This is a genomic window from Kinneretia sp. DJ1R-11, assembly GCF_025717595.1.
In the GTDB taxonomy this organism is placed as follows: domain Bacteria; phylum Pseudomonadota; class Gammaproteobacteria; order Burkholderiales; family Burkholderiaceae_C; genus Paucibacter_A.
In genome coordinates this window covers 138,144-151,515 of the sequence record NZ_JAJIRR010000003.1, presented here as the reverse complement: position 1 = coordinate 151,515, position 13,372 = coordinate 138,144, and the positions used below count along the sequence as shown (strand labels likewise).

11 protein-coding genes are annotated in these 13,372 nt (G+C 66.6%); 4 read left to right on the top strand and 7 right to left on the bottom strand.

What is annotated here, in order from left to right; genetic code table 11:
* Window positions 1–534: 534 nt before the first annotated feature.
* Together LNV23_RS07390 and LNV23_RS07385 are read left to right on the top strand one after the other, a co-directional pair.
* On the top strand, window positions 535–1,329 hold the full coding sequence (locus tag LNV23_RS07390; RefSeq protein ID WP_263562385.1) for a glycoside hydrolase family 19 protein: 795 nt from the start codon (window positions 535–537) through the stop codon (window positions 1,327–1,329).
* A 17-nt stretch (window positions 1,330–1,346) separates the two neighbouring features.
* Window positions 1,347–1,742: a VOC family protein gene (locus tag LNV23_RS07385; RefSeq protein ID WP_263562384.1), complete on the top strand. Its 396-nt coding sequence runs from the start codon at window positions 1,347–1,349 to the stop codon at window positions 1,740–1,742.
* Window positions 1,743–1,751: 9 nt separating this feature from the next.
* On the opposite strand, the gene LNV23_RS07380 is transcribed toward LNV23_RS07385, so the two are convergent.
* The 4 genes from LNV23_RS07380 to LNV23_RS07365 all read right to left on the bottom strand — a co-directional run bounded on the left by LNV23_RS07380 (window position 1,752) and on the right by LNV23_RS07365 (window position 5,640).
* Entirely contained in the window at window positions 1,752–2,732 is a 981-nt protein-coding gene (locus LNV23_RS07380) for a hypothetical protein (RefSeq protein WP_263562383.1), read from the bottom strand.
* Window positions 2,733–2,844: 112 nt separating this feature from the next.
* Window positions 2,845–3,846 carry a 2-hydroxyacid dehydrogenase gene (locus LNV23_RS07375; RefSeq protein WP_263562382.1) on the bottom strand — a complete coding sequence of 334 codons (1,002 nt, stop codon included), beginning with the start codon at window positions 3,844–3,846 and terminating at the stop codon, window positions 2,845–2,847.
* Between the two features lie 12 nt (window positions 3,847–3,858).
* Window positions 3,859–4,578: a nitroreductase gene (locus LNV23_RS07370; RefSeq protein ID WP_263562381.1), complete on the bottom strand. Its 720-nt coding sequence runs from the start codon at window positions 4,576–4,578 to the stop codon at window positions 3,859–3,861.
* Between the two features lie 120 nt (window positions 4,579–4,698).
* Window positions 4,699–5,640: a histone deacetylase family protein gene (locus LNV23_RS07365; protein WP_263562380.1), complete on the bottom strand. Its 942-nt coding sequence runs from the start codon at window positions 5,638–5,640 to the stop codon at window positions 4,699–4,701.
* A gap of 243 nt (window positions 5,641–5,883) precedes the next feature.
* On the opposite strand from LNV23_RS07365, the gene phaP reads away from it, so the two are divergent.
* Window positions 5,884–6,441: a TIGR01841 family phasin gene (gene phaP, locus LNV23_RS07360; RefSeq protein ID WP_263518571.1), complete on the top strand. Its 558-nt coding sequence runs from the start codon at window positions 5,884–5,886 to the stop codon at window positions 6,439–6,441.
* 285 nt (window positions 6,442–6,726) lie between these two features.
* On the opposite strand, the gene LNV23_RS07355 is transcribed toward phaP, so the two are convergent.
* Entirely contained in the window at window positions 6,727–7,377 is a 651-nt protein-coding gene (locus LNV23_RS07355) for an LON peptidase substrate-binding domain-containing protein (RefSeq protein WP_263562379.1), read from the bottom strand.
* A 101-nt stretch (window positions 7,378–7,478) separates the two neighbouring features.
* Window positions 7,479–8,474: a patatin-like phospholipase family protein gene (locus LNV23_RS07350; protein WP_263562378.1), complete on the bottom strand. Its 996-nt coding sequence runs from the start codon at window positions 8,472–8,474 to the stop codon at window positions 7,479–7,481.
* 109 nt (window positions 8,475–8,583) lie between these two features.
* Here LNV23_RS07350 and LNV23_RS07345 point away from each other — a divergent pair, with 109 nt between their 5' ends.
* A complete protein-coding gene (locus LNV23_RS07345) occupies window positions 8,584–10,968 on the top strand; it encodes a penicillin acylase family protein (protein ID WP_263562377.1) in 2,385 nt (794 codons plus the stop codon).
* Window positions 10,969–11,003: 35 nt separating this feature from the next.
* Here the strand turns inward: LNV23_RS07345 and LNV23_RS07340 are convergent, their stop codons facing one another.
* Window positions 11,004–13,262: a sensor domain-containing protein gene (locus LNV23_RS07340; protein ID WP_263562376.1), complete on the bottom strand. Its 2,259-nt coding sequence runs from the start codon at window positions 13,260–13,262 to the stop codon at window positions 11,004–11,006.
* Window positions 13,263–13,372: the final 110 nt, after the last annotated feature.

Genomic DNA, 13,372 nt, shown 5'->3' with positions numbered 1-13,372 from the left:
CCAGCACGAAGCAGCCATCGACAACGAAAGCGCCGGCGGCTCGTACAAGTCGAGAATTGAACTCCGATGATTGTTTGGCCGGGAGACGAGCCTCAGCTTTCAGGTAGTTCACTACGGGATAGGCGAGGACAGCTTTGGGCATATTGCAGCCGGCCATTCTTCGCACCCGAATGACCGAAGCCACCGAAAGCGGTAAGCCGCTCAGCACCACGGAGTCCAAGGTCTGCAAGCGATCCAATTCAAGGGCGACACATGGGATGCGAGCGTGCTGGCCTGCCTGGACTCGACTGACGAAAGGAAGGCCGTCTGCACCGGCTGTCGGCACGCGCCGCAGGCGCTCATGAGAGGACACCAAGCACGGCGCACAACCTGCGAAGCTCACCACGCTTTGATGCCCTAGGGGATGAGCGGCCGAGTGCAGGTGCTAGGGGTTGGTCAATTGTCCTGGCCACCCGATGATGGTCCCGCACTGCAAGACCGGCCTGGGCCGGCTCCGCAGACCACTGACCCCCCATCACCCGGAGCCCCACCGCCATGACTCTTGCCATCACTGCCGAACACCTGGCCCTGATCGCCGGCCGCAAGACCGCGCTGATGCCGGCCTTGGCTGAGTGGATGAACACCTTGTGCCCGCAGTACCAGATCGACACGGCCCAGGAGTTCGCGCATTTCCTGGCCCAGGCCTGCCACGAGACCGACCATTTCAAAACCTTGCGCGAGTACGCCTCGGGCAATGCCTATGAAGGCCGGGCCGACCTGGGCAACAGCCAGCCGGGCGACGGCGCGCGCTTCCGCGGCCGCGGCATCTTCCAGACCACGGGCCGGGCCAACTACCTGCAGCTGGGCATCAAGAAGGGCTCGCGCGATCTGTTCATCAAGCAGCCCGAGCTGCTGGAGAGCGCCGAGATGGCGGTCTGGAGCGCCTGCGAATACTGGCTGACCCGCAACCTCAACGACGCCGCCAACCACCCCGACAGCGACCGCCTGAAGAAGAAGTACCGCGGCAGCGTGCTGGATCTGTCACCCGTCGAGTTCATCAGTTACACGGTCAACGGCGGCAACCGCGGCCTGGAAGAACGCAAGGCCTTCTATGCCAAAGCCTTGGATATCCTGAGCCAGGCCGAGAGCGCCAGCCTCAGCCGCGCCATGCCGGCCGCCGCGCTGGCGCCGAAGAAGAAAGACAAGAAAGCCAGCGTGGCCCAGCCTGCCAAGCCCGAAAAATCTACCAAGGCGGGCAAACCCTCCAAAGAGGCCAAGCCTGCCAAAGCCGAGAAGCAAGCCGCGGCCAAACCCAAGGCCGCCGTGCGAACATCGAAGCGCAAGCACTGAATCAGGAGCCCTCCCCCATGAGCAGCATGAGCCGCGTCACCGGCATCGGTGGCATCTTCATCAAGTCCGCCCAGCCCGAACTCATGCGCGCCTGGTACCAGCGCCATCTGGGCATCCCCATCGAGACCTGGGGCGGCAGCGCCTTTCGCTGGCGTGGCGAGCACAACCCCGAAGGCCAGGGCAGCACGGTCTGGAGCATCTTCGAAGCCAGCAGCCGCTACTTCGACCCCAGCACGGCGCCCTTCATGGTGAACTACCGCGTCGCCGATCTGCACGCCTTGCTGGCCCAGTTGCGGGCCGAGGGCTGCACGGTGGACGAGAAAGTGGATGAGTCCGAGTACGGCAAGTTCGGCTGGGTCATGGACCCCGACGGCAACCGCATCGAACTCTGGCAGCCGCCCGCGGGGCAGTAAGCTCGAGCTTCAGCGCGGGCTGGACGCGCCCGGGGCTGCCGCGGCCGGCTCCGCCAGCTTGCGTGCCGGGCTGACGTTGACGTCGCCGGTGATGGCGCGCTGGGCTGATCGTTCGGCGATCTGCGCCACGGCGCCGAGCAGGAAGCGGTTGTCGAACATGCGGCCGACATCGTTGGCCGGTGACTTGGGGTCGAAGTACTTGATGTTGTCCCGGCGCAGTTCGCGCTTCTTGACCTCCAGAGTCTTGGCATCCAGGGTCAGGGTCTGCATATACATATAAACCGCCACAAAGATGGAGCTGGCCTCCTTCTCGCCGGTGTTGGGGTCCAGGGTGACATGGTCACCGTCGGGCGTGATGGCGCTGACGCTGAGCTCACCCGTGCCAAGGTCCTCCAGAGCCTGGCGGCGCAGCGGCTGCACATAGATGCCGATACCGGCCAGCTTCTCGCCCATGCCCTTGACCGAGGGCATGGTCCACTTGGGCAGTACGGCGATGATCTCGTCCCATTGCTGACGCGCGGGCACGGCGCGCAGATGCTCGATCAAGAGCGCCTCGATGCGCGCTTCGCGCTGCATCCGGCGCGCATCGTCGATCTGTGCCGCCTCGGCCCCTTCGGGCAGCCAGTCCAGCAGCACGCGTTGGCTGTCGGGCTCGGTCTGCGCCAGGCCCTGATCGAGCCCGCTGAGCACCATGCGGTTGAGCAGGCGCGGGTCGAACTTGATCTCGCGGCGCGTATAGGGCTCCATATGGCTGCCCACGCTGGGCCGCTGGCGGACGATGGTGATGCGGTCGCCGATGGCCGAGATCAGGGCCACGGTGCGCGCAGCCGAAGCCGCGGGTGCTGCTGCTACAGCGGGCAGCTGCGCGGCCGGGCCGGCGGGGACAGCCGGGACGGCAGTTTGGGCCCATGCTGGCGCTGCAGCAGCCACGCAGCTCATGGCCAGCAGGGCGCGGCGAAGTTTTGAGAAACGAAACAGCTCTTGCGGCATGGATGACAACCCTCCCTCGGGTCTTGGTGTTATGGCTGCGCGATCGTACAGGCCCGCAGCGTGCTTGCAGCGGCTGCCCTAACCCTCGCCGCCCTCAGCTCACCCTTTCAGCTCAGCGTTTCAGATCGGCCTCGTTCAACACCGTCGGCATGGGCAGGCCCGCGAAAGCCGCCAGCAAATTGTCCACCGCGAGATTGCACATGGCCCGGCGCGTCGGCACAGACGCACTGGCGATGTGCGGTGTCAGCACAAGCGTGTGGCAGGCCAGCAAATCGGGGTGCACATGCGGTTCGCCCTCAAAGACATCGAGGCCGGCCGCCGCCAGTTGCCCTTGCTGCAGGGCACGTGCCAAGGCCACATCGTCCACCACGCCACCGCGCGCAATGTTCGTCAGCGTGGCGCTGGGCTTCATCAGGGCCAGGTCAAGCGCTGCCACCAGATGGTGGGTGGCCGGGGTGTAAGGCACGACGATGACGAGGTGGTCGGCCTCGCGCAGCAGTGCCTCCTTGCTGACCCAGCGGGCACCGATCGGCGCCTCCTGCTCGGGCGCGAGCCGGCTGCGGTTGTGATAAATCACCTTCATGCCGAAGCCCAGGGCGCCGCGCCGGGCGATCGCCTGGCCGATGCGGCCCATACCCAAAATGGCCAAGGTGCTGCCGTGGATGTCAGCGCCGGCGAACAGGTCCACGCGCCACTGCTTCCAGTCGCCGCGGCGCAGGTAATGCTCGCTCTCGCTGATGCGCCGTGCGGCGGCCATCATCAGAGCGAAACCAAAATCGGCCGTGGTTTCGGTCAGCACATCGGGCGCATTGCTGACGCGCACGCCGCGCGCGCTGCAGGCGGGCAGGTCCACATTGTTGTAGCCCACCGTCATCAGGCTGATGACGCGCAACTCGGGGCAGGCATCGAGCAGCTCGGCCGTGATTTGCTCGGTGCCAGAGGCGAACAGACCGGCCTTGCCCTGCAGGCGCTGGCGCAGCGCCTCGGGGCTCAGAGGCTGGTCGTCGTCGGCATAGTCGAGCTCAAAGGCCTGGTCCAGGCGCGCTGCAATGTCGGGAAAGATCCGGCGCGCCAACAGCACCTGGGGCCGGGTCGGGGCAGCAGCCTTGCTCATGGCCAGCCCGGCTCAGCGATAGAAACGGGTGAACTCAGCCACCGGAGCGCGCTCGGTCAGCAGGCTGTTCTCCACAGCTGCTGGGTCAGCGTGGCCCAAGGCCATGCCGCAAACCACCATCTGGCCGGGGGCCAGCTGCAGTTCCTCGGCAATCAGGCGGTGGAACTGGGTGAAGGCCGCCTGAGGGCAGGTGTGCAGGCCGCGGCCGCGCGCCGCGATCATCACGTTTTCCAGGAACATGCCGTAGTCCAGCCAACTGCCTTGCTGCATCAAGCGGTCGATGGTGAAGATCAGGCCCACGGGCGCATCGAAGAACTGGAAGTTGCGCGCATGTTGGGCTTGCATGCGGGCCTTGTCGGTCTTGGCGATGTCGAGCAGGCCGTACAGATCCCAACCGACCTTGCGCCGGCGGTCGATGTAGGGCGAGACCCACTCGGTCGGGTAGTAGGCGTATTCCTCCGTGTGCTTCGCCAACTCGGCCGGGTCGAGGTAGGCCGCCTGGATGCGGTCCACCAAGCGCTGCCGCGCCGCGCCGGTCAGCACATGGACCTGCCAGGGCTGGGTGTTGGTGCCCGAAGGCGCCCGGGACGCCACGTTCAGGATCTCCTCGATCTGGCTCTCCGGCACCTCGATGGGCAAGAACGCGCGCATGGAGCGCCGGCTCACGATGGCGGTGTCGACGGCGACGGTGTCGGCGGGCGTGGGTTGCTGGAACAGGTTGGGTGAGGTCATAAAGCGCGCGCAGCGTCCTGGTGGGCAAAAGACAAAGGGCAAGGGACGTACCGGACTGGAATGGGCCGGCGGTTTGGGCGAAATTCAACCACAAAGAAACAATGCGCGCGGCCGCAGCCTTCAGCGCACCCGCCAGCACGACCAGGCCCGCACCGCTTCGTTCAGCGTGTTGGCCTGCACCGCGACTGTGCTGGCGATGTCGTGGCCATAACCGCCGGCCATGCTCAGGGCGACAGGAATGCCACGCTCGCGCAGGGCCGAAAGCACACGGCGGTCGCGTTCCGCCAGGCCAGCGCTCGTCAGCTTGAGCCGACCCAACCGGTCGCCCTCGTGAGGGTCGGCTCCAGCCAGATAGAAGGCCAGGCCGGGCTGGGTGCGGCCGGCCGTGTGGCGAGCCCAGATCTCTTCCAACGCGCGGTCGAGCGCCTCCAGATACGGCACGTCGCTGCAGCCGTCGGGTAATTCCACGTCGAGGTCGCTGCGTTCCTTGCGGGCCGGGAAATTTTTGGCGCCGTGCATGGAGAAGGTGAACACGCTGTCGTCGCCTTCAAAGATGGCGGCCGTGCCATTGCCTTGGTGCACATCGAGGTCGATGACGAGCACGGGCAGCGTTTCTGTATGACCCAGCTGCTGCCACTCCCGCTGCATCAGGCGGGCGGCTACCGCCACATCGTTGAACACGCAATAGCCCGAGCCGCGGTCGGCAAACGCATGGTGGGTGCCGCCGGCCATATTGGCGGCCACGCCCTCGGCCAGGGCGGCGCGGGCGGCGGCGATGCTGGCGCCGACCGAATGCAGCGAGCGCGTCGCCATCGAAGGCGACCAGGGGAAACCGATCTCGCGCTGCTGGGCCGGGCTGAGTTCGCCGCGCAGCACCGCATCGATATAGCTCGGGGTGTGCACCAAGGCCAAGTCGGCCGCGCTCGCGGCCGGCGCAGCACACATCTGCAGCAAGCCGGGGTCGGCCTCGAAATGCTCGCGCAGCAGGCGGTACTTGCTGGCCGGAAAACTGTGGCCCGGCGGCAGGGCCAGACTGTGGGCGTCGGAATGAAAGGCCTGCATGGGGGGAGAGAGTAGCCGCAGCGGCTTTCCGCCGCTGTCATGGGGCTGTCACCGCCAGGCGCCAAGCTGAAGCCGAAGGCAGGAATTCCGGGTGGCACCCCTAATTTGTTGCACCGCAGCAAATAACACTTGCAATGCCGCTCGACATCCCTATACTTCGTTTTGTTGCAGTGCAACATTAAACGCTGTCGAACGATTTCATCCATCGAATCAACGGGGGTCACCCCCCACAAGGAGTGCTCCATGCTGACTACAGAACAAATCATCGCCGCCCACAAAGCCAATGTCGAAACCCTGTTCGGTCTGACCAACAAGGCTTTCGAAGGCGTGGAAAAGCTGGTCGAGCTGAACATGCAAGTGGCCAAGACCGCCCTGGGCGAAGTGGTGGAATCCACCCAAGCCGCCCTGTCGGTGAAGGACGCTCAAGAACTGCTGGCCCTGCAAAGCGCCCTGCTGCAGCCGAGCGCCGAGAAGGCCGCTTCCTACAGCCGTCACCTGTACGACATCGCCACCAGCACCAATGCCGAAGTGGCCAAGGTCGCTGAAGCCCAGATCGCCGACATCCAGTCGAAGTTCTCGGCCGTGGTCGAGAACGCTGCCAAGAACGCACCGGCCGGTACCGAAAACGCCGTCGCTCTGGTGAAGAGCGCTGTGGCCGCCGCCAACAACGCTTTTGAAACCGTGCAAAAGGCTGCCAAGCAAGCCACCGAAGTGGCCGAAGCCAACTTCGAAGCCGCCACCAACAGCGCCGTCAAGGCCAGCCAGACCGCCACCCGCGCTTCCAAGCGCGCTGCCGCCTGAGCGACATCAGTTGTCTCCTCGGCACCGATGAAGCCAGCCCAGCCTGGCTTCTGACCCTGCCCTTCAAGCCCAGCATTCGCTGGGCTTTTTTTCGTCTGTTTGCAAAGTCAGCTGCCGGCACAAAGCAGCCGAATGCAAAAGGCAACCACGGAGGCACAGAGGCACAGAGAAATACAAAGCCGAATTGGTTTTTGCTCTGTGCCTCCGTGCCTCTGTGGTTGCAATTGAATTTCCGCTTCGTGCCGAATCCGGTCAACAGAAGCAATCGACTGGCCTTGCCGAATCTCAGCCCTGCCCCGCCAACACCCCCGGCTGGTCGAGTTGATCGGCCACCAGTTCCAGGCGCAGCAGCGGGTTGTCCAACTGCATCAGGCGCTGGCGTTCCTCGGGAGGCAGGGGCAGCAGCTCGCACCAGCGGTTGGCCAGCCAGCCGCTGTCATCCCAGCGATAGGGCGGCTGCATCGGCACATCCACGGCCGCGGCACCTTGCTCCAGGCTGTGCAGCAGGCTTTGCAACAAGGCGGCGGTAGGTTTGAGGTCGGCTGGTACGGCCACGGCCGCATCGTCGGCCAAGGTCTCGATCTGACCGACCCAGAGCCCACCGGGCAGGCAGTCGCTGCTCAGCAGACGAAAACGCCGGGTGCCGCGGCAGCGGATGCGCAGGAGCCCGGCTTGCACCGTCTCGCAATGCTCGATCTGCGCCAAGGTGCCCACGCTCTGGAAGCGTTCTTGCACAAAGGCTTCACCGCGCGCCGGGTCACGCCGCCGCACCTCGCCGCCTTCCAGCAAGCTCAGCACACCAAATGGCCGGCCTTCGCGCCAGCAGCGCTGCACCATGTCGAGGTAGCGCGGCTCGAAGATCTGCAGCTGCAGATAGCCCTCGGGAAAGAGCACGGACTGCAGCGGAAACAAAGGCGTGGCAGATTCGTTGATCACGGGCGGTGCACCTTGGGCCAGGACGCGGCGCCGCCGGCAGCCGCGCCGGTGGCAAGGCCCCAAGCCTAGCCCAGACCGGCAGCAAATCCGGCCGCAAGGGCCTAACGCGACTTTTCAGCGATGCGTGCGCGCAACTGCGGCAGCGCCGCCTGAGCGGCCTCGCGGCCCGCCTGGATGGAGCGACGGCGGGCGCTGAAATCGGCACTGCCAACGCCGTCCAGCTTGGGGCGAATCAGCACATCGGCCTCACGCAGCTCAAAGTTATTGATGCTGCGGCCCATGATGGAGAAGGTCTGCATCAGCATGGGAATGGCGCCCGTGCCCGGCTTTTCCTCCGGCGGCGAGGAGATGTCGACCGCGATCACCAACTCGGCGCCCATCTGGCGCGCATAGCGCACCGGCACCGGCGCGACGAGGCCACCGTCCACATAGTCGCGACTGCCAATGCGCACCGGCTGGAACACCGCCGGCACCGAGCTGGACGCGCGAACCGCCACCCCGGTGTCACCGCGGCGGAACAAAGTGCCCGAGCCGTCGGACAGGTCGGTGGCGACCACGCCCAGCGGCATGCGCATCTGCTCGATGTTTTTGCCACCAGTCTTGTCGCGCACGTACTTGGCCAGGGCCTCGCCGCGAATCAGGCCGCGAGTCGGAAAGGCCCAGTCGGTGATGGCGCCCTCGTCCATGTTCTCGGCCAGCGTGGCCAACTCGCGCCCGCCCATGCCCGAGGCATACAAGGCCGCCACCAAGCTGCCGGCCGAGGTGCCGGCCACCAGGTCGACCTTGATGCCCTGCTCTTCCAGCACCTGGATCACACCGATATGGGCAAAGCCACGCGCCGCCCCGCCGCCCAGGGCCAGCCCGACCCTGGGTGGCACAGGCGGGGCCTTGACGACTGGCACAGGCGGCGGCGCCACCGGGTCGGCCGGCGCCGGCGAACTGGGTGAGCTCGAAGGTACAGCAGGACCGCCGCCGATCAGGGGCAGCTGGGCACAGGCGGCCAGGGCCAGGGCCAGGACGGCCGTGGCCAGTCGCGAGATATGGGTCTTCGTTGCCGAAGCAAGCGGGGCGGAAATCTGGAGGGCGGTCAGAGGCATGGCGCGGATTCTAGGGATACCCTGCAAAACCCCGAATCGGACTGCGCCAGCGGCCGGCCACAATCGCGGCGCCCTCACCGTTTGGCCACCGCCCCGCTGCCCTTCTGCCATGTCCCTTCCGACCTCCGCCCCGCGCACCTGGCGCCTGATCGTTCGCCGCAGCCTGATCGGCCTGCTCCTGCTGGTCCTGCTCCTGGCCATGACGCTCTGGGCCTTGCTGCGCGCCAGCCTGCCGCAGCTGGACGGACGCATCGAACTGCCGGGCCTGAGCGCCCCCCTGAGCCTGGCCCGCGACAGCCTGGGCACAGCCGTGCTGCAGGGCGAGAACCGGCTCGATCTGGCACGCGGCCTGGGCTTTGTCCATGCGCAGGAACGTTTTTTCGAGATGGACCTGAGCCGCCGCTCGGCTGCCGGTGAACTGGCCGCCTTGTTCGGGCCGCAAGCCGTGGAACGCGACCAGGAACGCCGCCTGCACCGCCTGCGGGCGCGCTTGAGCGAACGCCTGGCCGGCATGAGCGACGCCGACCGCGCGCTGCTGCAAGCCTATGCCGGCGGCGTCAATGCCGGCCTGGCGGCCTTGCGGGTTCGGCCCTGGCAGTACCTGCTGCTGCGCGCCCAGCCCCAGGACTGGCAGCCAGTGGATTCGCTGCTGGTGATCGGCGAAATGTTCACCATGCTGCAAAGCGGCGGCATCCAGGGCGGCTTCGAACGCGCCCTGCTGCGCGAGAAAGCTGGAGACACCTTGTTCGACTGGCTGACGCCGCGCGGTGGCGCCTGGGATGCAGCCCTGGACGGCAGCCAGCTGGCGCCGCTGGCCCTGCCCGGCCCGGAGCTGATCAATCTTCAGAAGGCCGCCCATCAGCCCGAAGCGGTGGCGGGACTGCGTCCGCGCGCACCGGAGGACGAGGCCGTGCTGGGCAGCAACAACTGGGCCGTGGCCGGTAGCCGCACGGCCGACGGCCGCGCCATCCTGGCCGACGATATGCACCTGGGCCTGGGCGTGCCCAGCATCTGGTACCGAACCCAGCTGCAAATCGGCCGTGGCGACGGCGCCCTGCGCGCCGCGGGCCTGAGCCTGCCCGGTGCGCCCAGCCTGGTCGTGGGCAGCAACGGCCATGTTGCCTGGGGCTTCACCAATGCCTATGGCCAGTGGTTCGACTGGATCCGGCTGCCGGCCGAGCTGCCTGAAGGGCGGCTGCGCGTCTTCGAGGAAAGCATCGCCGTCAAGGGCGGCGCGGCGCGCACGCTGCGCGTGCAGGAAGTGGACGGCGCGCCCATCATGAAAACCATTCAGGGCCAACGTTATGCCCTGCGCTGGGTGGCGCACCAGGGCGAGGCCTACAACCTCGGCGTCGACGACTTCATCCAGGCACGATCACTGGAGCAGCTGTTGGCCCAAGCGCGCACGGCCGGCCTGCCGCAGCAGAACATGCTGATGGCCGACCGCAAAGGCCAGATCGCCTGGACGGTGGCAGGCCGCCTCTGGAGCGAGTCCGGGCTGGGCAGTCGCTATGCACGCTTCCAGAACCTGGACACGCCGGCGCGCGGCTGGCTGGCGCCGGCCGACTATCCCCTGATCCAGAACCCCAAAGACGGCCAGCTCTGGACCGCCAACAACCGCCAGAGCGCCGGCGCCTGGGGCGAGCTGATCGGTGACGGCGGCTTTGACCTCGGCGCGCGTGCGCGCCAGGTGCGCGAGCGCCTGAGCGAGCGGCCGCAGCATGACGAGGCCAGCTTGGCCGCCATCCATCTGGACCACGAGGCGCGCTTCATCAAGACCTGGGCCCGGCGCATCGAGGCCGGCGCTGCCGGCCATGCGCCCCATGCCGAGGTGCTGCGCCTGCTGCAGCAATGGAACGGCCAAGCCGCCGCTGACCAGGTCGGCTACCGCCTGGCCCGCAGCGTGCGCCTGCACACGCTGGACGCGCTCTGGCTGGCCTGGACCCGGCCGCTGCTGGGGGCCGAGATGCAGGGCGATGAGAAGACCCGCATGGCCTGGAAGAAGAACTTCGAATACAGCGCGGTGCAGGCCCTGGAGCTCAAGCCCGCCCATCTGCTGCCGCCCGGCTTCAGCAGCTGGCAGGCTTTCGAGCGCAGCCAGGTCGATGCCGCTGTGGCCGAGCTGAGCGAAGGCGGCAAGCTGCCGCTGCCCCAAGCCACCTGGGGCCAGGCCAACCCGAGCCGCATCCAGCATGTGCTGTCGCGTGCGATTCCGGCCCTGGCGCCCTGGCTGGACATGCCGCAAGAGCCCATGGACGGCGACGCCAATCTGCCCCAGGTCATGCAGCAGCGCCACGGCCAGTCGCAGCGTCTGGTGGTGTCGCCCGGCCATGAAGACCAGGGCCTTCTGAGCATGCCCGGCGGCCAGAGCGGCCACCCGCTCTCGCCCTACTACGGTGCCGGGCACGCCGACTTCATGCGGGCGCGGCCCACGCCTTTGCTGGCCGGGCCGGCGCAGCACCAGCTGGAGGCGCGGCCCGCCGCCCGGCCCTGAAGCAGGAAAGAACGGGCGGAAGGGGTCTCACCCTCTCAGCCGCTCTCCGGCCCGAGTTCGCTGTGCTCAGCCGGCAGATGCAGGCCGGCGGCCACAAAGGCGGCAAAGGCCTCGGCCGAGAGCGGCCGGCTGAATAAATAGCCCTGCACCTCGGTGCAGCCCTGGCTGCGCAGGAACTGCAGCTGGTCCATGGTCTCCACCCCCTCGGCGATCGTGCGCAAGCCGAGGCTGTGGGCCATGCTGATGATGGCGCTGACGATGGCGCGGTCCTCAGGGTCGTCGCCGAGGTCGCGGACAAAGCTCTGGTCGACCTTGAGCTTGTAGACACGGAACTTCTTCAGATAGCTGAGCGAAGAGTAGCCGGTGCCGAAATCGTCGATGGACAGGCGGATGCCACGCTGGTGTAGATCGCTCATCACCGCGATGGCGCCCAAGGGGTCGCGCATGGCCACGCCCTCGGTCAGCTCCAACTCGAGCAGCTCGGGCGGCAGTTGGACCTGTTCCAAGATGCGCCCTGTCAGCTCCGGCAGGTCGTTATGCCTGAACTGCACCGAGGAGATATTGACCGCCATCACCAGCGGCGCCATGCCGGCGTCCAGCCATCGTTTGAGCTGGGCAAGAGCGGTACGCAGCACCCATTCACCGATGGGCACGATCAAGCCGCTGGCTTCCGCCACTGGAATGAACTCGGCCGGGGAGACCCAACCCAGCTCCGGGTGCTGCCAGCGCAACAAGGCTTCGGCACCGATGACCCGGCCGTTCAGCAGCGACACCTGAGGCTGGTAGACCAGGCTCAGCTGTTCGCGTTCCAGGGCTCGGCGCAGCGAGTTCTCCAGCTGCAGCACGCGCACCGATTCGGCCTGCATCTGGGCGGTGAAGAAGCGGTAGCTGTTGCGGCCGTCCTGCTTGGCGCGGTACATGGCGATGTCCGCGCACTTGCACAAGGCGTCGAAGCCGTCACCGTCGGCCGGGTACATGGCAATGCCGATCGAGGGCGTGACATTGAGCTCGTTCTGCTCGATCTGGAAAGGCTCCCCGGCCAGCTCCATGACCTTCTCGGCGACATGGCCGGCCCCAGCGGCATCGGTGCCCGGCAGCACCAGCACGAACTCGTCGCCGCCCAGGCGCGAGACCGTGTCCTGCTCGCGCACAGCGGTCTTGAGTCGGCGTGCCAGGATCTTCAGCAGCTCATCGCCAAAGCGGTGGCCCAGTGAATCATTAACGTTCTTGAAATGATCCAGGTCGAGAAAGACCAGGGCCAGGCTTTCGCCATGCCGGCGGGCGATCTCGAGCGCCTGGTGGCAGCGTTCGGCCAACATCACGCGGTTGGGCAGGCCGGTCAGCGCATCGAAATGAGCCAAGCGCTGGATGTGCGCCTCGGCACGCTGCTGCTCCAGCACCTTTTGCTCCATGGCCAGCACGGTTTGCTGCAGCTGGCGGGTGCGCTTCTTGATCAGATGCTCCAGGTCGTCCTTGGCCTGGACCAAGGCGCTTTCGGCGTTCTTGCGCGCACTGATGTCCATGGTGATCCAGATCGAACCGCGCGAGAGGTCCTTGACATCGATGGCCTTGCTACGCACCTCGCAGTGCACCGGAGTGCCGTCCTTCTTGCGCAGCAGCATTTCGCCTTCGAAGGCGCGGCCCTGCTTGAAGGGCTCGTAACAGCGCTGACCCGCGGCCTCCCAGTCGGCATCGGTGAGATACCACTGGCGCGAGGAGCTGCCGTCCAGCTCGCCATGAGCGTAGCCGAACAGCTGTTCGAAGCTGCGGTTGCAACGCGTCACACGGCGCTCGCGCAGGAAGACGATGCCGACCATGGAATGGTCGAGGATCAGGTGCTGCTCGGCAGTGACGGCGGCCAAGGCGTCCTGGGCCAGCTTCTGTTCGGTGATGTCGTCGACGATCCAGATCGATCCCTGTCCAGGGTCCTCGGGCGCGATCAGGCGCCCGGTCATGCTGCTCCAGAACAGCTCGCCGCTGCGCCGCCGCATCAGGCGCTCGGTCTTGTAGCGCTGGCCACTGGCGAGTACCGGATAGGCTTCGGCGCCCAGCTGCTTGAAGGCGGCTTCGTCGGGATAGATCTCGATGCTGCTGCGGCCGATCGGCGCCTGGGCATCGGCATAGCCGAAGATCTCGGCGTAACGGGTGTTGCAGCGCATGATGATGCGCTGCTTGACGAAGACGATGCCCACGCCAGCATTGGCCAGGATGATGTCGCGCTCGCGCAGCGCCAGCTCGAGCTGGGTGTCGACGTCGGCAATCGGCGCAGGGGCTGAGGGCAGGTCTTCGTTCATCGTGGGGCTGTGCGAGCAGGGCGATCTTGGATCAGCGCTCGACTCGCGGGTCGGGAACTGTCCCCTGCGGCTGCCGACTCCGGCCACATCGGGACAGCTGCCAATGTACA

Coding starts and splice junctions, on each gene's coding strand:
- phaP (WP_263518571.1), top strand. CDS start 5,884: ATGCTGACTACAGAACAAATCATCGCCGCCCACAAAGCCAATGTCGAA.
- LNV23_RS07345 (WP_263562377.1), top strand. CDS start 8,584: ATGTCCCTTCCGACCTCCGCCCCGCGCACCTGGCGCCTGATCGTTCGC.
- LNV23_RS07385 (WP_263562384.1), top strand. CDS start 1,347: ATGAGCAGCATGAGCCGCGTCACCGGCATCGGTGGCATCTTCATCAAG.
- LNV23_RS07350 (WP_263562378.1), bottom strand. CDS start 8,474: ATGCCTCTGACCGCCCTCCAGATTTCCGCCCCGCTTGCTTCGGCAACG.
- LNV23_RS07340 (WP_263562376.1), bottom strand. CDS start 13,262: ATGAACGAAGACCTGCCCTCAGCCCCTGCGCCGATTGCCGACGTCGAC.
- LNV23_RS07375 (WP_263562382.1), bottom strand. CDS start 3,846: ATGAGCAAGGCTGCTGCCCCGACCCGGCCCCAGGTGCTGTTGGCGCGC.
- LNV23_RS07380 (WP_263562383.1), bottom strand. CDS start 2,732: ATGCCGCAAGAGCTGTTTCGTTTCTCAAAACTTCGCCGCGCCCTGCTG.
- LNV23_RS07365 (WP_263562380.1), bottom strand. CDS start 5,640: ATGCAGGCCTTTCATTCCGACGCCCACAGTCTGGCCCTGCCGCCGGGC.
- LNV23_RS07390 (WP_263562385.1), top strand. CDS start 535: ATGACTCTTGCCATCACTGCCGAACACCTGGCCCTGATCGCCGGCCGC.
- LNV23_RS07370 (WP_263562381.1), bottom strand. CDS start 4,578: ATGACCTCACCCAACCTGTTCCAGCAACCCACGCCCGCCGACACCGTC.